At 67.0% G+C, this 18680-nt stretch carries 18 protein-coding genes; 13 read left to right on the top strand and 5 right to left on the bottom strand.

Annotation, left to right across the window (positions count from 1 at the left end):
* Window positions 1–6 precede the first annotated feature (6 nt).
* The gene (locus ACX1D0_RS02575) at window positions 7–3387 is read left to right on the top strand and encodes a PPi-type phosphoenolpyruvate carboxykinase family protein (RefSeq protein WP_459019347.1); all 3381 of its coding nucleotides are present in this window, start codon (window positions 7–9) and stop codon (window positions 3385–3387) included.
* Here ACX1D0_RS02575 and ACX1D0_RS02570 read toward each other — a convergent pair.
* A complete protein-coding gene (locus ACX1D0_RS02570) occupies window positions 3368–4033 on the bottom strand; it encodes an HAD family hydrolase (RefSeq protein WP_459019346.1) in 666 nt (221 codons plus the stop codon). The two genes, ACX1D0_RS02575 and ACX1D0_RS02570, sit on opposite strands and share 20 nt — an antisense overlap.
* 209 nt (window positions 4034–4242) lie before the next feature.
* On the opposite strand from ACX1D0_RS02570, the gene ACX1D0_RS02565 reads away from it, so the two are divergent.
* From ACX1D0_RS02565 to ACX1D0_RS02550, 4 genes are read left to right on the top strand one after another with little or no spacing between them, the layout of a single operon-like run.
* Window positions 4243–4905, top strand: coding sequence for a hypothetical protein (locus ACX1D0_RS02565; protein ID WP_459019345.1), 663 nt, complete (start codon window positions 4243–4245; stop codon window positions 4903–4905).
* On the top strand, window positions 4905–6032 hold the full coding sequence (locus tag ACX1D0_RS02560; protein WP_459020367.1) for an energy-coupling factor transporter transmembrane component T: 1128 nt from the start codon (window positions 4905–4907) through the stop codon (window positions 6030–6032). Before ACX1D0_RS02565 ends, ACX1D0_RS02560 begins: the two co-directional genes overlap by 1 nt.
* Window positions 6029–7588, top strand: coding sequence for an ABC transporter ATP-binding protein (locus ACX1D0_RS02555; protein ID WP_459019344.1), 1560 nt, complete (start codon window positions 6029–6031; stop codon window positions 7586–7588). The genes ACX1D0_RS02560 and ACX1D0_RS02555 overlap by 4 nt, the downstream gene beginning before the upstream one ends.
* Window positions 7578–8489: an ECF transporter S component gene (locus ACX1D0_RS02550; RefSeq protein WP_459019343.1), complete on the top strand. Its 912-nt coding sequence runs from the start codon at window positions 7578–7580 to the stop codon at window positions 8487–8489. Before ACX1D0_RS02555 ends, ACX1D0_RS02550 begins: the two co-directional genes overlap by 11 nt.
* Here the strand turns inward: ACX1D0_RS02550 and dprA are convergent.
* A complete protein-coding gene (dprA, locus tag ACX1D0_RS02545; RefSeq protein WP_459019342.1) occupies window positions 8486–9598 on the bottom strand; it encodes a DNA-processing protein DprA in 1113 nt (370 codons plus the stop codon). The genes ACX1D0_RS02550 and dprA overlap by 4 nt on opposite strands.
* A complete protein-coding gene (locus ACX1D0_RS02540; RefSeq protein ID WP_459019341.1) occupies window positions 9595–10278 on the bottom strand; it encodes an ATP-binding protein in 684 nt (227 codons plus the stop codon). Before ACX1D0_RS02540 ends, dprA begins: the two co-directional genes overlap by 4 nt.
* Between ACX1D0_RS02540 and ACX1D0_RS02535 the strand changes: the two genes are divergently transcribed.
* From ACX1D0_RS02535 to ACX1D0_RS02510, 6 genes are all read left to right on the top strand, one after another.
* Window positions 10277–11845 (top strand): recombinase family protein, encoded by a 1569-nt coding sequence (locus tag ACX1D0_RS02535; protein ID WP_459019340.1) that lies wholly within the window; start codon window positions 10277–10279, stop codon window positions 11843–11845. The genes ACX1D0_RS02540 and ACX1D0_RS02535 overlap by 2 nt on opposite strands.
* A gap of 438 nt (window positions 11846–12283) precedes the next feature.
* A complete protein-coding gene (locus tag ACX1D0_RS02530; protein WP_459019339.1) occupies window positions 12284–12415 on the top strand; it encodes a hypothetical protein in 132 nt (43 codons plus the stop codon).
* Window positions 12416–12438: 23 nt separating this feature from the next.
* Window positions 12439–12840, top strand: a complete 402-nt coding sequence (locus ACX1D0_RS02525) for a hypothetical protein (RefSeq protein WP_459019338.1) — start codon at window positions 12439–12441, stop codon at window positions 12838–12840.
* Window positions 12837–13193: a hypothetical protein gene (locus ACX1D0_RS02520; protein ID WP_459019337.1), complete on the top strand. Its 357-nt coding sequence runs from the start codon at window positions 12837–12839 to the stop codon at window positions 13191–13193. The genes ACX1D0_RS02525 and ACX1D0_RS02520 overlap by 4 nt, the downstream gene beginning before the upstream one ends.
* Complete coding sequence (locus ACX1D0_RS02515) at window positions 13132–15429, top strand: phage/plasmid primase, P4 family (RefSeq protein WP_459019336.1); 2298 nt, start codon at window positions 13132–13134, stop codon at window positions 15427–15429. The genes ACX1D0_RS02520 and ACX1D0_RS02515 overlap by 62 nt, the downstream gene beginning before the upstream one ends.
* Before the next feature lie 611 nt (window positions 15430–16040).
* Entirely contained in the window at window positions 16041–16406 is a 366-nt protein-coding gene (locus ACX1D0_RS02510) for a hypothetical protein (protein WP_459019335.1), read from the top strand.
* A 93-nt stretch (window positions 16407–16499) separates the two neighbouring features.
* On the opposite strand, the gene ACX1D0_RS02505 is transcribed toward ACX1D0_RS02510, so the two are convergent.
* Window positions 16500–17192, bottom strand: a complete 693-nt coding sequence (locus ACX1D0_RS02505; protein ID WP_459019334.1) for a hypothetical protein — start codon at window positions 17190–17192, stop codon at window positions 16500–16502.
* Window positions 17193–17340: 148 nt separating this feature from the next.
* On the opposite strand from ACX1D0_RS02505, the gene ACX1D0_RS02500 reads away from it, so the two are divergent.
* Window positions 17341–18009 (top strand): recombinase family protein, encoded by a 669-nt coding sequence (locus ACX1D0_RS02500; protein WP_459019333.1) that lies wholly within the window; start codon window positions 17341–17343, stop codon window positions 18007–18009.
* Window positions 17996–18301 (top strand): hypothetical protein, encoded by a 306-nt coding sequence (locus ACX1D0_RS02495; RefSeq protein ID WP_459019332.1) that lies wholly within the window; start codon window positions 17996–17998, stop codon window positions 18299–18301. The genes ACX1D0_RS02500 and ACX1D0_RS02495 overlap by 14 nt, the downstream gene beginning before the upstream one ends.
* Window positions 18302–18377: 76 nt before the next feature.
* Here the strand turns inward: ACX1D0_RS02495 and ACX1D0_RS02490 are convergent, their stop codons facing one another.
* Window positions 18378–18581, bottom strand: coding sequence for a hypothetical protein (locus ACX1D0_RS02490; protein WP_459019331.1), 204 nt, complete (start codon window positions 18579–18581; stop codon window positions 18378–18380).
* Window positions 18582–18680: the final 99 nt, after the last annotated feature.

The following is an 18680-nucleotide window of genomic DNA, read 5'->3' as shown; positions in this document are numbered from 1 at the left end:
TGAATCATGGCCACTTTCGCGGACACAGCAGCTATCAACCTTCGCCTCGGTCTGCTCGGGCTGCCGCTGCCCTCCGAGGGCGCAGCGGGGCGCGCGGTGGATCTGGTGCGCCCCATCCTGGCCAGGCAGCGTGAGCTGAACCGACGCCTCGCGCACAGGCTGCCCGCCGTGGACACGCGCATCCAGAGTTTCCTCGACAGCTACCTCGAGGGCACCGGCGCCCGGCCGTGCCTGCCTCGCCAGACCCTGGTACTCGACCAGCCCGGGCTGGCGCGCGAGATGTCGCTTCCCGTCGACGGCGACACCTTCTCGTCCGAGCTCCTCACGAGCTTCCGCCTGGTCAACGGCGTGCTGCACAACCCGGCCAACGACCGGCGCACCACCCAGGGGGTGTTCCACATCGCGGAGGGTGGGCTGCCCATCCAGGACGACAAGGTCGCCGTCCCCCGTGCTGTGTTCGGTCGGCTGCTGGAGCAGGCGTTCCTGCCGCCGGAGGACGCCATGGTGCTGCCCTACACCTCCGGGCACGCCGAACGCCCGAAGTGCTGGGCCTCGCTGCTGCTCCGCCCCATCGTCGTACCGGCGGTCCCCGGCTACACGCGGGAGCGTCGCATGGAGACCCGGTTCATCGCCCCTGCCACCCTCATGGCGAACCTGGACTTCGTCGAGGGGATCTTCGGCAACGGCGGCGACCCGTACCTCCCCGAGAACGACGCCTCCCTGGACCCCGAGGGGTGGACCGGGCACACCGGGCTGGTGGTCCTCGCCCCCCACCTGACGCGGCTCACGAAGAAGGAGCTCGGTCTCCCCCACCACGATGACGCCTCGGAACGCCAGCGCCGCGACGGCATGTGTTGGCGCGACGAGAATGAGCGCTACAACAACGGATCGGCGTTCAAGGCGTGCGCGCGGGATGAGCGCGGCGTCATCGTGACCGTGATCGCCGACAACTACTTCGGGTACTGCAAGAAGGAGGTCAAGGCCCAGATCAGCTACTCGGCCAACCTTCTGGGGCTCGTGGAGGAGGAGCACTCCGGGGGCGCGATCACCTTCCCGCGCTACAACCTCGGTCAGACCTACACCCACACATACGGCGACCCGGCCTACCGCCTGGCAGACGTCATCGCCAGGGACCCCGGGCGCTTCGCACTGCAGCCGGAGGGGCACGCGCTGGACCTCGAGCAGCGCCACATCGTGCTCGTGCCGGAACTGTCCACGTTCTCCCTGCGTGACAGCACCATTTCCTGGGTGGTGGACGGCGACCCGCACACCATCGCGTTGCGCGCAGAGACCTACTACGTCAGCCCGGACGGCTACGTGGTGGAGCTGGCCCACATCGAAGCGGACGGGGATCAGTGGACCCTGCTGGGGACCTCCCCAGTCGCGACGTCGTGCCACAAGCCGGCCACCGTCTCGGGCGGCGGCAAGTCCGAGATCTCCAAGTCCATCACCGACGCCTTCGTGTTCGGCAACGCCTACATCTCCGACTTCGTCGACGACATGGCCCAGGTGGGCGCCATCGTGGACCATGACTTCTCGCGCCGCTTCCGCGACCCGTCGGTGGGAGACCTGCGCCCCCTCCTGTCCGACGCCCGGTCCGTGGGCAGCGTGATCAAGCTTCTCACCCCCAGCCCGGACTACACGGAGGAGTACAACGCCTGGGTCGATGCCATCCCCCACCACATCAAGGAACTGGTGTTCGTCGTCAAGCGCTTCTACCGGCCGGAATGGGGCAACGAGTGGGCGTCTCACTTCTCGGTGGGGCGGATCAACGGGCGCGCCGGCCACGCGCTCCGCCTCGACGGGGACAAGATCACCGTCAACATGCTGCGCGTCGGTTTCGCGCCCGACGGTTCGTGGCGGCTGTTCGGTCTCCGCCACGATTTCCATCCGGCGGCGAAGGTCCAGACGGAGGACGACATCACCGCCAGCATCGTGGTGCCCGGAGTCGTGGCCGGACGCGTCGACGGCCTGTCGCGCAAGTACGTCACCAACTGCGAGCAGTTGCTCTTCCAACGCCCGGACGACGCCATCCACCGCGGGTACGACAAGCAGGCGGAGCACGACATCGCCGGCGGCGCCTTCCTCAGCAACTTCGAGCCGATGACCACCGACGATGCTCGGGAACTGGTCGACGACGCCATCGCGTTCTCCAGCTTCTCGAAGCCCATCCAGAAGCTGATCCGGCGCGTGGCGAAGGGGGGCCGGGACATACCCGGCTACTTCGTCTCATCGGCCCACCCGCGCGTCATCAACGGTGCACGCTCGAAGAATCCCCGGTACCTCCAGGTCCGCACCGACGTCTCCCACCCCCGCCAGACGGCCATGGCGGAGATGGTGTCGCGGCTCAACCGCCGGCTTCCCATGCAGGCGCCGCTGAGGCTGCCGGTGGACGTCGTGGCCGCCGGGCGGCGGAACAACGCGGCCGAGGACGGGGTGCCACCGCTGTGCTCCTACGCCCCGCTGCACTACATGGAACTGCCCGAGTTGCTCATGGAGTTCATCTCCTCGATGACGGGCAAGTCGCCGTCGACCACCGGTGCCGGCTCCGAAGGGGCGATGACGAAGGGGCCGTTCAATGCGTTGCCCTCGGTGATCGATCTCAACGCAGCCTTCCTGTCCTTCGCGCTCACCGGGTACGACGGCTGGCTCTCGAGCGCCGGCGTGATCGGGCCCAACGTACGGGTGGACCACGACATCTCGCTGCTGGTCCCGGAAGTGTTCTCCCGCATGACGCCGAACGAGCGCGACGCGGCCTCGCTGATCGCGGAGGGCGCCCTCGAGCGGGTCCCGGATTTCGAGCACGACGGGGAGCTCATCGAGGCGAGCCGGCTCGGCTACCGCATGACGTCGAAGTTCCAGTCGAAGTACTTCGGCCGGATCTTCATGCATCCCCACGTGGTGTTCTCGGAGAACATGCTGCAGCCCGAACTGCAGGACGTGGAGGCCTACGTGGCGTCGGTGCGCACGATCGTGACCACACACAAGCGAGTGGCCCAGTCCTACCTCGACGACGGCACCATCGGACTGGCCGTGCCTCCCGTGAAGGCCCTCCTGGAGATCATGGCCACCGGCATGTCCGACGGCATGACCCTCCACGACGCGCACTTCCGTCGCCTGTTCGACCGGGACGAGGTGCTGGCGTCGGACTGGTACCGGGACCGCCTGGAGTCCCAGTGCGCAACCGATGCCGCCCACCACTCCGCGGCTGTGGCGGCCATGACGAAGTTCATCGACGAGCCCACCAATGCTCTGGCAGCACAGCGGCTCGGTATCCGGGACAGGATCTCCGCCATGCAGGCGCAGCTGACGGCCTCGAGCCGCCCCGGCGCCGCGGCAGGTCTCAGCGGCACCTTGGGCCGTCAGGTCACCTGGAGGCTGGGCTGAGGCGGCCGACGAGCTCGTGGGTAAGGTCGTCGAGGGTGTCGATGACGGTCGTCCGGGCGAGGAGTTCTGCCGACGGCGGGTGGAAGTGCGGGGGAACCGCCACCACCACCATCCCGGCGGCCAACGCCGAGAGCAGGCCGTTGGGCGCGTCCTCCACTGCGATGGTGTTGCGCGGATCGGCCCCCACCAACTCACAGGCGCGGAGGTATCCGTCTGGCGCGGGCTTACCGCGCTCAACCTCCTCGGTGGACACGGTGGCCGCCAGGACCTCCCGCAACCCCATGACCTCAACGGCCGTGTCGATGAGGAGCCTGGGCGAGGAACTGGCGATCGCCACCGGGTACCGCACCGCCATGCGCCGAACGGCGTCCACCGCCCCGGGCAGCAGGGTGATGCCGGAGCGGTAGTGGGCCGCCATGGCCTCCACCGTGCTCCGCGCAGCCTCCTCCGGCGTCATGGGCAGGCCGACCGTGTCAACGAGGAAGGCGCTCCATTCGCCCGTGCTCATACCCATCATCGCCTGAGTGGCACCGTCGGGCCACGGGAGCCCGGCTTCCGCGGCGAGCCCGCGTCGCACGACATCCCAGGTGGCCTCAGTGTCGGTCAGGGTCCCATCCATGTCGAAGACCACGGCGTCGGGCAGCATGCGTACTCCTTGAAGTAGGGGATTCGGCCAGCCTACCGGTGAGGTAGTGTGTCGCCGTTGGCAGTCGAATCCGGTGCGATCCCGGAACTGTCGCGCAACCGTGATCCCACTACCAGGGGAGTCGGACCGCTGACCAACGCAGAAGGATAGAACTTCCGTCGCGACCAGCGGAGAACCTTTGGCCGACGGACCAATGGATAGAGGTCCACATGCCCCCCATCACCGTGCGCCGCGTGGCGCTCCCCGTCGCCGCCCTTGTCGCACTCGGGCTAGCCGCCATCGCGCAGCCTGCAGCCGCCGACCCGGCCGCCATCGAATGCGTGGAGGCCGGAAACGTGTGGGTCCACGTCGAGCACGACGACGTCGTCACCGGAGCCTGCGCCACGGAGTTCGCCACCGGCACCGAGGCCATGGTCACCACCGGCCTCGCCGCGGATCAGGGGTCCTACGTGACCACCATCGACGGCGTCACCAGCAAGGATCCCCAGTGGTGGAGCCTGTGGACCGCCACCCCCGCCGACGGTGACCTCGGCGAGTGGGAATTCTCGCAGGTGGGAATCGCGGAGATGGCGCCTGAGGCGGGCCAGGTCATCGGCTGGCGACTGCTCGAGGACTACAACGAGCCGCAGGAGGCCCCGCTGGTCGACCCGTTGGAGGAGTCGGCCGACGCCGGGGCATCCGGGTCCGCCGAGCCCACCGCCTCCGAGGCCGTGGCCTCCGATGCCACGGCCACACCCGAGGCGGCTGAGGACGTCTCGGATGAGGATCAGCCCGGCTCCGGCGTGCCGACCGGCACGCTCCTGGGCGCCGGCGCCGTGGTGGCGCTCGCCGTCATCGGCGGCGTGGTGTGGTGGCGTCGCCGCGGACAGTGATGCAACTTCGCGCGCTTCCGCGTCAGCTCCACCCGTTCGCCTGGTGGGGCTACGCGCTGGCGCTTGCGGCGGCCGCGTCGATGACGACCAACCCCCTCCTCCTGGCGGGCATCATCGCCGCGGTGTGCCTCGTGACGCTGTCGACCAGGGGGTCCAGCCCGTGGGCGGCGTCCTTCTCGCTGTACCTGTGGCTGGCTGCGTTCATCGTCGCGCTCCGGGTTGTCTTCCGGATCTTCTTCGGCGGCGGCGACGGCCCCACCGTCCTGTTCACCCTGCCCGTGGTGCCACTGCCGTCCTGGGTGCAGGGGATCCGGTTGTTGGGCCCGGTGTCCTTGGAGTCGCTGCTCGCGGGGCTCTACGACGGCTTGAGGCTGGCCGCCATCATCGTGTGCATCGGGGCGGCCCACGCTCTGGCCAATCCGAAGAAACTGCTCGCCAGCCTGCCCGGCGCGTTCTACGAACTGGGCACGGTGATGGTCGTCGCGGTGAGCGCCCTCCCACAGCTGGGCGAGTCCCTGCAGCGCGTCCTCCGGGCCCGCAAGCTCCGCCGCGGCCCAAGGTCCCGGTCACGGCGGGGGAAACTCCGAGCCGTCGAGACCATCATCGTGCCGGTGCTCTCCGATGCCCTTGAGCGATCCCTCTCCCTCGCCGCGTCGATGGACGTGCGCGGCTTCGGGCGCACCGGGGTCGCGTCACGGCAGGATCGGCGGCTCTCCTTCGGCCTCGGGTCGCTGGCCATGGTGCTGCTGGCCCTCTGGTCATTCCGCTTCCTGGCCCGCTCCCCTGACCACACTGTGCTCGGGCTGCCGCTGGTGTCGACGGCGCTGCTGGGGGCGGGCCTCGCATCCGCCGTGGCAGCCATGCGCATCTCGGGAGCCCTCGTGCACCGGACCCAGTACCGGCCCATCCGGTGGACGCGCCAGGAGAGCCTCGTCGCGGCCTGCGGGGTCGGGGCGGCCGGTGCGCTCTGGTGGGTCGGCGGCACTGGCGGCGAGTCGGTGCTCTACCCCACCATCGCCCCGCTGTCATGGCCCACACTGACCCCCCTTCTGGCCGCGGCCCTAGCGCTGGCCGCGCTGCCCGCGGTCGCGGCGCCCCGGCCCGTCGCCCTGAGGACCCCGGCATGATCCGATTCGACAACGTCTCCTTCCGCTACGCCGCCAGCGACGCCCTGCGGCTCCGCGACGCCTCCTTCCGCATCGACGAGGGCGAGTTGTGCCTCGTGGTCGGCCCAACCGGCAGCGGCAAGTCCACGCTGCTGGGCTGCATCAACAACCTGGTCCCCCGCTTCACCGGAGGAGTCCGCACCGGCGTCGTCAGGATCGACGGCCGTGACACCAGCCTCCTCCAGCCCAGGGAACTCGCCACGACGGTGGGCTACGTGGGGCAGGATCCCCTGGCCGGCTTCGTCACCGACACCGTCGAGGACGAGGTCGCCTATTCCATGGAACAGCTCGGCTTCGCACCAGCCGACATGCGACGGCGTGTCGAGGAGACGCTGGACCTGCTGGGCATCGCCGACCTGCGCGACCGCGCGCTGCGCACCCTCTCCGGCGGTCAGCAGCAGCGCGTCGCGATCGGCAGCGTCCTGGCCAGCTCCCCCAAGGTCCTCGTGCTGGACGAACCCACCTCCGCGCTCGATCCCATCGCGGCCGAGGAGGTGCTCGCGATCATCAGCAGACTCGTGCGGGACCTCGGCACCACCGTGGTCATGGCAGAGCATCGCATGGAGCGGGTCATCGAGTTCTCGGACAGCGTCCTCCTCGTCGGCGACGTCATCAGGCACGGATCCACCCGCGAGGTGCTCGCCACCGCCCCCATCCGGCCGCCGCTGGTCCAGCTGGGTGTCCGGGTGGGGTGGACTCCCCTGCCGCTGACCATCCGGGAGGCCAGGAGGGCCGGCGCCGAACAGCGGCGGGCGTGGATCGAACGTCCCCCGGAGCTTCCCGCCCCGCCGGACCCGGGGCGCCCGGTGCTCGCCGGTCGCGGAATCGTGGTGCGCTACGCCGACCTCGTGGCTGTGGCGGGAGTGGATCTGACTCTGCACTCCGGCGAGGTCACCGCGCTCATGGGGCGCAACGGCTGCGGCAAATCGAGCCTGCTGTGGGCCCTGCACGGCGCTGGGCGCCGCGACGCAGGTCGCGTGACGGGGTCCGAGGGTGTCACCGTTGCACTGGTTCCTCAGACGCCGACCGACCTGCTCTACCTCACCACAGTCCGGGAGGAGTGCTCCGCCGGCGACGCCGCCGCGGATCTCGCCCAGGGCACCACTCTCGGCCTCCTGAACCGGCTTGTGCCCGGGATCGACGCTGCGTCCCACCCACGCGACCTGTCGGAAGGGCAGAAGCTCGCCGTCGTCCTGGCCGTGGAGCTCGCCGGCAATCCGCACGTGGTCCTGCTCGACGAGCCGACCAGGGGCCTGGATTACGCTGCCAAGGAGGTTCTGAGCGGCATCGTCGGAGCGATGGCGGAGGAGGGGCGCGCAGTGCTCATCGCCACCCACGACGTGGAGATGGTGGCCCAGACGTGCACGCGTGTGGTGGTGATGGCGGAGGGCGAGGTGGTCTCCGACGGGTCCACCCGTGACGTGCTGGCAGGCTCGGCCCTCCTGGCCACCCAGGTGGCCAAGGTGGCCAACCCCACACCCGTCCTGACTGTTCAGGAGTACCTCGATGCGAGGTGACGATTCCACCCTGCGAATCCCCGCGCCCGTCATCGGAGTGCTCCTGGGATGGCGGACATGGGCCCTGATCCTGACCTCGTCGCTTCTCGGGCTCTTCGCCCTGTTCTGGCCGTTGTTGATCCCTGCGATCGGCGTCGCCCCACAGCACTCTGGCGACGCACCGTTCGTGTTCGCCGCGATCCTCCCCGTGGTGCTGCTCCTGGTCATCGCGCAGATGAGCGAGGGGGGCCTCGACGCGAAGTCGTTGGCGATCCTGGGGGTCCTCTCGGCGATGAACGCGGCGATCAGGCCGGCGCTCGGGGTGGGTACCGCCGGGGTGGAGTCGGTGTTCTTCCTGCTGCTGCTGGCGGGGAGGGCCTTCGGACCCGGATTCGGATACCTTCTGGGCTTCACCTCGATGTTCGCCTCCGCGCTCCTCACAGCTGGGGTGGGCCCGTGGCTGCCGTTCCAGATGTTGTGTGCTGCCTGGGTGGGGCTGGCTGCGGGTCTCCTGCCGAAGCGCGTCCACGGCAGAACTGAAATCCTGATGTTGACCGTGGTGGGCGTGATCTCCGCCTACGCCTACGGGGCGCTCATGAACATGTGGTTCTGGCCGTTCATCACCGGCATCGACGGCGGCACCGCCGGCAGCCTGGACTACCTTCCCGGCGCACCGGTCGGTGACAACCTTGCGAGATTCGGGTGGTTCACCCTCCTCACCTCCACGGGCGGCTGGGACACAGGGCGTGCCGTCTCCACTGCACTGGCCCTGATCATCCTCGGGCGTCCGGTGCTGATCGTCCTGCGGCGGGCCTCCGGCATGGCACGCGTGGTCCCCGGAGCGACCCGCCCGGATGCCGAGGACGCCGTCCCACGGCAGACCGACGCCTCCCTGCCCCTGACTGCACCGGTGGGACGCTAGGCGGCGCGCCCAGGGAGCCGGAAGGTGCCGCCATCCCCCTCGGCCAGCCACCCCGACTCCACCAACTCCGCCGCGTTCGCCAGGGCGTCCACCATGGTCTGACCGGTGCGCGCCGCCAACTCGGCCGCCGTCACCTCCTCCCTCGAGCGGACGGCCTCGCGCAGCTCCCGCAGAGCCGGCGCCAGATGGTCGATCGGCCGCGCCGAGCCCCTGCCTGACGGCTCCGGAACCGTGCCGACGGGGGCGAGCAGCGCCTCCACCTCCTGGGCCGAGCTCACCAGCACAGCTTCCCCATCCCGGATGAGCCGATTCGGTGTGGCCGACAGGGACGACGTGATGGGCCCTGGAACAGCCATCACGTGGCGCCCCAGCGCCATGGCCCAGGACGCTGTGTTCTTGGCCCCGGACCGGTTCGAGGCCTCGACCACCACGACACCCTCCGCCAATGCCGCGATCAAACGGTTGCGCGCCAGGAAGGCGTACCGGGTGGGCCGGTACGCGGGGGGCAGTTCTGAGACCACCGCGCCGCTCGCCGAGGCCGCCTCCGCGAGCCGCGCATTGGCAGTGGGGTATGGATCATCCAGCCCGCTGGCCACCACCGCGATCGTGCGCCCACGCACGCCGAGGGTCCCCCGGTGGGCCGCGGCGTCGATCCCGAACGCCAGCCCCGAGATGACGATCCGCCCACCCACTGCGAGGTCCGCCGCCAGCGTGACAGCCGCCTGTTCACCGTAGGAGGTGCACGCCCTGGCCCCCACTACCGCGACGCCACCCGGCATGGATGTCAGGGCGTCTCCACGCACCCACAACCCCAGTGGCGGCCCCGTCTGACCGCCGACCGCCACGCCCTCGAGATCCTGCAGTGATCCCGGCCACTCATCGTCCGACGGCGTGATGAACCGGGCCCCGCAAGCCTCGGTTGCCCGTGCCACTTCCCCCAGGTCCACCACGGCGGCCCGTCGGGACAACGGTCCTGCATCCGGCTGCGCCACGAGTCCGCGCCACACCTCCACGGCGCCGAACTCTCCCACCGCCTGGACGAGCGGCGGCGAGCCCATGGCAGCCAAGGCGCAGAGGCCCATGCGGGCCTGCCGCTCTGTCGTCGTCACGCCGCCCCCTTCCGTTCGTCGCCCTGGCGCAGGTGCAGGGCCGCTCTCAGCTCCCTGCCACTGACCGTGTCCCTCCCCGCGAGATCCGCCAGCGTCCAGGCCAGCCGGATCACCTTGTCCACGCCGCGGGCGCTGATCGCACCCCGCTGAAGAGCGGTGTTGAGGACCCCGAGGTCTGCCGGGAGGCTCAACTGCTGGCGCAGGTAGGAGCCGGGCACCTCACCGTTGGTAACCCACGGCGTGCCGCGGAGGCGACGCCGCTGGCGTTCTCGGGCCTCCACCACGCGCTCGAGCACTGTGGCGCTGGACTCCCCCACGCCGCCGTCCACCTCCAACAGCACCCGGTTGATCGCTGCCATCTGGTGCTTGATATCGATCCTGTCCAGGATGGGACCGCTCATCCGCTCCTGGTACTTGCGCACCCGCAGCGCATCACATCTGCACTCCATTCCCGCCACGCCGTGCATGCCGCACGGACATGGATTGGCCGCCATCACCAACTGGAACCGGGCGGGGAACGTGGTGGTATGACGCGCCCTACTCACAGTGATGGCACCGCTCTCGAGCGGGGTGCGAAGCGCATCCAGCTTTACTCCGAAATCCGGCGACTCGTCGAGGAACAGCACACCGCGGTGACCAGGCGATCCGAAATAGTTGCCTGGTTTGATAGTATCAACCATGAAGACGGACCAGCCACAAGACGCCGTGATCTACGTTCGCCTCTCACAGGACTCAACGGGCGAAGGTGTCGGCGTGAAGAGCCAGCGCGAAATGTGTCTAGAGATGGCTGAGCGCCGCGGGTGGCACGTCGTTGAGGTCTGCGAGGACAACGACATCAGTGCCTATAGCGGTAAGCGACGGCCCGGATTCGAACGCATGCTGGAGCTCGTAGCGAAAGGCAGCGTTAGGTACGTGGTCGTGCGACATGTGGATCGAATCATGCGCTCTTTGGAGGACACAGCAAGGTTCTCCAAGATCGGTGCCGATGCGGGTGTCGTGCTCTCTACAGTCCTCGGCGGTGACATGGATCTGGGGACCGCCGCTGGTCAGTTCCAGGTCTCGATCATGTCTTCGGTCGCGAGGAACGAATCCCAGCTCAAGGGTGAGCGTCAGAAGATCGCGGCAGCGCGCGATGCGCGCAAAGGGAAGAGGAACGGACGCAGACACTTCGGCTACGACCTCATCAAAGAGGACGGGCGCGTCGTGCGTGAGGTCATCAACGAGCGTGAGGCAGAGGTCATCCGTTGGATGGCCGACCGGGTGCTGTTGGGCGCGAGCATCCGAAGCATCGTGACCGAACTCAACGACAGGCTCCAAGCGGGCGACCCCACTGCCGTAAAGCCCAGTCAGGGCGACCGGTGGAACCTCCTCGGCGTTCGAAGGCTCCTCCTTAGTGCCCACATCGCGGGGCTACGTACACACCACGGCGAGGTCGTGGCGGTCGGCTCACAGTGGGACCCCATCATCGACAGGGCCACCCATGACAGGTTGACGCGCCTTCTCAGGGACCCCAAGCGCCAGACCAACGGCGCGACCCTTGGGAGGAAGTTGCTGCTGTCGGGGTTCGCGCGGTGCGGCGACTGCGGAGAAGCTCTCTACTCCAGGCCACGGCCGCTGATTGTGAAGGGGCAGAGGGTCCAGGCCAAGGACGCGGCTGGCGAGTTGCTGTGGCACACGAGACAAGGCGATCCACGGCCAGTGTGGGCGACCCAGGACACCTACGCGTGTGTCTCGGGTAACAGGCACGGCGCACGGACGGACGGACGCCACTTCCTCAGGATCAAGGCCGAGTGGCTGGACGAGCACGTCGCGCGGCAGATCATGGCGCGGCTGACCGAACCGGGATCGGCCGTTCTCTCCGCATTGGCCGAAGCCAACGACCAGCACGCCGCGTTGGAGCTGGCGCAGAAGACGATAGATGACGCTGAGCGAAGCCTTCGGGAGTTGGCCGATGACTACTACGTTCAGAAGTTGATGGACCGTCAGACGTTCCTCCAGACCCAGGCACACCTTCAAGCGGTGGTGCGCGACGGCCAGCGCCAAGTGATGGAGGCAACCGGGGATCGGTTCATCAGCCAGCTACCCACGACGGCGGACGACCTTCGACGCGCCTACGAGGAGAACGACGTCGTGTGGAGACGCGCCCTCATCACTGCGGTTGCTGAGCGCGTCGTTGTCCAGCGCGCGACGCTCCACGGGTCGAACAAGTTCGATCCGGCGCGGGTGGAGATCCACTACCGCTACTAAGAAACTTGCAAGGTCCGCGGCCTGCTGGGATACAATGGTTGTTGAAGTCGCCATATGCGCAGTTGGGCAGCCAGTAGGCCGGAGAAGCCCCCTCCACAATTGAGTGTTGAGTGGCATGGCCCCTGAATCACATCTCCTCAGGAAGTGGTACGGCTCAATACGCAGCGGAGATGATTCCTCATAAGGAGTCGTCGTGGCCAAGACTTCATGGCCTCAACCGGTGCTCAGGCACCTCAAGGAACAGCGCTGGACGTTGAATCGTGCAGCGGCAGAAATGGACATCCCCAGGTACCACTTCATCAGTGCGTGCTATGGACGTGTCTCCCCATCACCGGACCTTCGGGCGCGTCTCCCGAAGCTTCTCAATGTGCCCGTCGAGATGTTGTTCTCAGCACAGATGCTGGCCAGGCCCTACGCGAGAAACGCGAGGGCCGAGAAGTGATCTGGACCCTCACCCCCATCGAGCGCGAAATCCTCAAGCGGGACTGCGAGCGCTCCAGCGTGCAGACGCACATCAGCGGCAACACCGACGCCATCGTGGCGGTCCTCAAGAAGGGAGCCACGCGGTGAAGGTCGCAGCTACGTTCCATGAAATGTCCGATCTCGGCTTCATTCTCCGGAGCGGTCTCATCGACCTCGGCGAGAACCCCACGGCCCAGGACCAGCAGATGGAGCAGGCCCTCATGGCCGCCTACGGCGTCTTCCTCAATGGGGCGCTGGAGGTTGTCGAGCGGTGGGGTCTCAAGGTTCTCAACCGCACGATGGCAGTCGTCAGCGGGACCGACCTTCTCGTGCCGGTTGAGGTCGGTGCGCGCCGCGCAGTCAAGAGCGCGTCGGACGAGGGTCTGGGTGACGCGTATCTGTGCGGCCGCTGTCGGGTGCCCCACGTCACGCACGCGGTGGGGACTTTCGTCATCGACGCGACGGTGCGCGTTCCCATCTTCATGGGTCTGTGCAAGCACTGCTACCGACTGATGTTCAGGAGGATGGCATGAAGCTTGACGTGACCTACAAGGACCACTCCGCCGTCGTGACACTGCGTCACGGAAAGGCCCGGTCGGCTTTCATCCGGAGCCGTGACCGGTTCCTTTCCGAGTACAAGCACATCCGGCCGAAGCTCGACACCAGCCGGGACAATTGGAACTGGCCCATCGCCCTCGAGTACGGCAAGGACACCTACGCGCCTACCAGCTGGGTTATTGCGCCAGTGACGACGTGCCCCCTCTGCCTTCAGCAGGGTGAATCGTCCTACCCGGTATATGTGCGGCCCCTCGATGTTCCCATGAATGTCCTCATGCGCGCGACGCTGTGCAGCGCGTGCTTCAAGGGGGTGTTCACCGATGAGTGAGGACATGAAGATGGCCCCAGCTCGGGGGTGGGAAGCTGGGGCCACCGGTACATATAGGAGCAATATCGATTCTATCCAGTCGGTCTTGGACCTGGGATGGAAGGTCATTCCGTGCCACAGCATCACGGGTAGCGGTTCGTGCACGTGCGGCGACACGGCATGCCGCGCGGCGGGGAAGCACCCTCGGATTCGCGACTGGATGAACGGGGCCACCAGCGATATCGACACCATCAGTCAATGGCTGGAGAAGTGGCCCAACGCGGTCAACCTCGGGGTGGTCCCCACCACGGGCGTGGTGGTCGACATCGACCCGCGGAACGGCGGAACGTTGGACGCGGTCAGTGACCTCCCGGAGACTCCGCTCGTGGTGGCGACCGGTGGCGGCGGGTGGCACCTCTACTACGACGCGCCGCGTGAGTGGGTCGCGACCTCGGAGGGCAAGGCCCAACAGGTCGTGCGAAGCGTCACCAAGAGGACGAACTGGCGACCCGGCATCGATATCCAGGCCACCAACGGCTACGTGCTCATGGCGGGCTCCAGGCACGTCTCGGGCAGGGCCTACACGTGGCATCGGTTCGACCGTGCCCAGTCGGTGCCGGAGTTCCCCACGGGCAAGCTCGACGACAAGGCGAGCACGCCCCATGGGTCGTTGCCCAAGACGGGCGACGCACTGCTGAATGGGATTCCGGAAGGGCAGCGGGACAACGAGCTGTTCAGGTTGTGCTGTCGGTGGCGTCGGCAGTTGGGGGACGATCGGGCAGCGGTCGAAACTCTTGCACTCAAGGCCGCGGAGAGTTGCACCCCTCCATTCCCCAGGGTCGAGGCTTTGGCGAAGGTCGAGCAGGCGTTCAAGATGGACCACTCCGACGCTGACCAGCAGTACTCCCCCACGGACGACGGCAACGCGTCACTGTTCGTGGACCAGCACCACGACGTCATCCGGTACGCCACCGACGCGGAAATCTGGATGGCGTGGGATGGCAGTAGGTGGGCTCCAAAGGCGGACACGCGGGTGCTGGCGCTGGCGCGCGAAACGGCCCGGTCCCTAGGCGAGCGGGCGGTGACGATCCAGGGTGACGAGGCGCGCAAGGCGGCACTGAAACACGCCACCATGTCTCTCAGCGCGGGGAGGATCAAGTCCATGCCGGCGCTGGGGTTGGCCGATCCGAAGATCGGCGTCAAGCTCAACGAGTTCGACGTCGACGCGTGGACGCTCAACACCCCTAGCGGGACGGTCGAACTGACAACGGGAGCACAGCGCGAGCATCGGCGGGACGACTTGCTGTCGAAGATCACGCAGACGGCCTACGACCCTTCGGCAAGCGCACCGGGCTGGGAGGCGTGGTTGTCGTGGGCGATGTGCGACCGTCCAGAGCTGGTGGAGTTCCTCCAGCGGGCCGTGGGTTACACCATCACCGGAGACACGGGCGAGCAGGTGCTGTTCCTCCTCCACGGTGGCGGCGCCAACGGCAAGTCGACCTTCCTTTCCGTCATGGAGGGCGTGTTAGGTGACTACGCACTCCACGCGGAGCCGGACCTCCTCACGACCAAGCGCGGTGGGGCGTCCACGACTGGCGTGGCAGACCTTCACGGCAAGCGGTTCGTGGTGGCCAGCGAGACCAGGGAGGGTGCGAGGCTCGACGAGCGGACCGTTAAGCAGTTGACGGGTGAGGACGCGATCACGGCGAGGAGGCTCTATCAAGACTTCTTCACGTTTGTCCCTACCCACAAGATCTGGTTCGCGGTGAACCACAGGCCGACCATCACGGACGACAGCCATGCGATGTGGCGGCGCGTCTTGCTGGTGCCGTGGGATGCCAGGGTCGAGCCTCAGGATCAACGTCGGGGGCTGGCGGACTCGTTCATCGAGAACGAGGGGCCGGGCATCCTCAAGTGGATGGTCGAAGGTGCCCTCAAGTGGCAGCAGGACGGTCTCCAGGTGCCGGACGTCGTGCGCGCCAAGACGAACAGCTACCGGAGCGAGCAGGACGACATTGGCCAGTACGTCGAGGAGCGCCTGAAGAGCACCACGGGTGCCTTCCTCGACGTTGCCAGCCTCTACGCGGACTATCGCGTGTGGGTTGGCGACGGGGGCCGTCCCATGGGCAAGACCACGTTCCTCAACAGGATGGACGGGCGCCTCGGTGAACGCGTCAGGGAACGGCTCGGTGACGGTACCCGGCCGTGGGGCTATCGGGACTGGAGCCTCACGTTGGGGCACGACTGGAGGCCGTAGGAGGTGCTGGACCAGAAATTTGGTCCAGGTGCAAACTTTCTAGAGTTGCGTGCAATCTCGCGGTAGCGACGGAGACGGGGACCCATTCTCACGGGAGTGGGTCCCTTCTCTCGTAGAAAATCTGGTCCATCTGGTCCACGTGGTCCAGAAACTGGTCCAGCTCAAACCCGGGTTGACAACGGTATTTACTGCTGTGGACCAGATGGACCAGTCGAAATGACAAACAAAAGCCCTATAGAGGTTTTTTTCTAGCCAGAGTTTGCGAATGGACCAAAAATCTGGTCCAGCATTTTCACGAGATCGGAGACTTGGACCAGAAAGTGGTCCAGACCCTATACATGCGCGCCTGAGATGGTGGGGTTGCCTAACACTCGTTCGTACCAGACGCTCCAAACTTTCCAGGCCACGCCGTAACCCCCTCTGCCTCACGTGATCAGATGCCACCAGACGGCACGGCATTCACGGGCTGGGGACTACCACCAGTCGTCAGACTCGACGCGTCTAGAGGCCATCTGTCGTCGCGACCATGCTTATCAATAAGCACGGATTGACACATGCATCGAGTCCTGTTGCAATCGAACTACCGTACGATTGACGAAAGGACGACGGCGATGACCACCACCACGACATGCACCCAGTGCGGCAAGCGGCTAACGGCAGCCCAGCGCAAGGCTGGTGACCACCTCTGCCAGGAGTGCAACGAGGTTGCGATGCTGGAGAACGAGCACCAGGACGGTGCGCACGAGGGCAAGCCCTCCCCCTCCTGCCCCATGTGCGGCGAGGCCGAGACCGAGGCCGACCCCAAGCCCCTCACGCGCAAGCAGTGCAAGGAGATCCTCCAGGCGCTGGGCTACGAGGGACCGACCAGCTACCTCATGCCCAAGGTCCGCGAGATCGTCGCGACGGCCCAGGCGCACGCGGAACACAAGGACCAGGCTGATCCAAGCTGTTCCCTCTGCCCCAGCGATGCGGCCTAGACCAGCTCCGGGACGCCGTAGATGACGACCAGACGGCCGCGGGGATCGGGGCTGGGGATTTGTCCCGGTCCCGATTCAGGCGTGCTCAGATCGTCACTGTGCAGGGATGTCCTCGGTGACGAAGTACGGGTACCAGAAGCCCAGACCGTCCTCCCCATCGACAGTCTCGAAGGGGTTGAAAGTATAGGTGCGCTGCCGAGGGCGCCCCATAGCGGAGTGCCAACGCAGGACCAGGACGATCTCACCCTCCTTCATGCGCCTGAACAGCTCGTGTGGGTCCTCACCAAGGTCCCACTCATGGGATGGGAAGGGGCGAACGTCACGGGGAGGCGCGGGCTTATCGGGTGGTGGCAGGAACCCCTCATACTCCGAGGCTGGACTGACCAGCTTGATCCCGTTGGTGTTGGGGAAGAAGGGTTGCGCGTCGCCAGGGCTGATGTCTCCCAACCTCACCATGCCGGTCCAGGACCCTCCGACACGAAACAGCACTTTGACATCGAAGGCCACGTCTGGGCCGTCGTTCTTCACGAGGAGGTCGGGGAGCCGATCGGGCTCGACCTCCCCTGCCGTTGGCACGTGTTGCCATCTCACCGTCCAGTTGACGTGGTGGAACTCCTCCTCGCGAAGCATCGCGCGCTCGTTGGCCCTTTCGGCTGCATCGGCGGAGCGCTTCGCGGCATCGGCGGCCCCTCGGGCAGTCACGTTGCTACGTGCGGCGATCACCAGCGCAATGACGGCGAGCACCGCGGACAGCCCGGCTGCGACGGCGGCGACCCAATCAGCCACACTCCCCACCTCCAACAGCATCATCGGTCCCCCCTCCGACGCTCGACGGCCACGCGGGCCAGGGCAAGAGCCCAGAACGCGACGGCTAGGGCAGCGACAGCGACGACGAGGGCCACAACATCCACCCACGCACAGTAACGGAGCCATCGTGCAAGTGATCATCTACCTACGGGTATCCACCACCACCCAGGCGGAGCAAGGCAACGGCCTAGCGGTACAGGAGGCGGCGTGCCGCAGCTACGCAGCCCAGCACCACCACGAGGTGGTCCACCTCCTCAGTGAGGAAGGGGTCTCAGGCAGTAGGGCTGACCGGCCGATGCTGGCACAGGCACTCGCGGAAGTCCGGAACGGGGGCGCAGAGGCCATCCTCGTGGCCCGGTTGGACCGGCTCGCACGTGATGTGGTCCTCCAGGAGATGCTGATCCGGGAGCTACACCAAGCCGGGGGAAGGCTCCTCTCTGCCGTTGCGAGCGAGAACGACCTCCTCGACGACCCCAACGATCCCAGCCGGAAGATGATGCGGCAGATACTCGGCGCGTTCGCGGAGTACGAGCGCAGTCTCATCGCGCTACGTCTGGCATCTGGGCGCGCGGCCAAGCAGGCACGCGGAGGCAAAGGCAGCGGAAGCTACAGGTTCGGGTGGACCAAGAACGGGCCAGACGAACGCGAGCAAGGCGTCATCGAGGCGATCCGAACCCTACGGGCCGGGGGCCACCCCACTGCCGATATCGCGGCGTGGCTCAACGCGCGGCCCAACATGCAGCCACGCCATGCGGCAGAGTGGACGGCAAGAGGTGTCAGCCATGCCATTTCGTGAGCAACCAGCCGATGCGGTCTACACGCCACCGGGCTACCGGCAGCCGGAGTACGACCACGCCGCAGAGGTCACACCACTGGCGGACGGCGGTTACATCGTGTGGCAGGAGCCGGACCGGCTGGCGGTGTTCCTCAACCGTGCGGCGCTGATGACGGCGCGCGAGTTGGCCACGGTGGACGCGCCGCCGGTGGTGGCTCGTGACGTTCTGAAGCTCCTCCACGCGCCAACCGACCAGACCTACACGGTCGCAGGCGAGGACCTCACAGAGACGATCCGCAGCTGGTACGGCTAGGCGGTGCCCACCTCCCAGGAGCAGCGCCCCGGGCCCGACCGACACGATCAGGCCCGGGCACGATGGACTAGGCGGCCTACTCAAAGGCAGTGTCGAACTGCATGATGCCTTCGTTGTCGAGCTCGACCTCGATCTTCACCCGCGCCCCGAGGAACTGCGGGAATGCCTCGTGCCAAATCTCGACCACGTGCGCCCACTCGTCAACGTTTCCGGGGTCGAACTCGGGAATCACCAGTCCGCGCGGAACCGATCCACTCCAAGGGCTCGCGATTTCATCCATGTCTGGACACTCCTTTCAGTCATGGCTAGACCGCCAGGAGCGGGAACGCACAAACGGACCACACCCCAGAGGGTCTAGTCCGTTTGTCTGCCACAGACG

The organism is Tessaracoccus pujii (assembly GCF_054483895.1).
The sequence above is the reverse complement of the archived record's forward strand: the minus strand, read 5'-3'. Positions and strand labels throughout refer to the sequence as shown.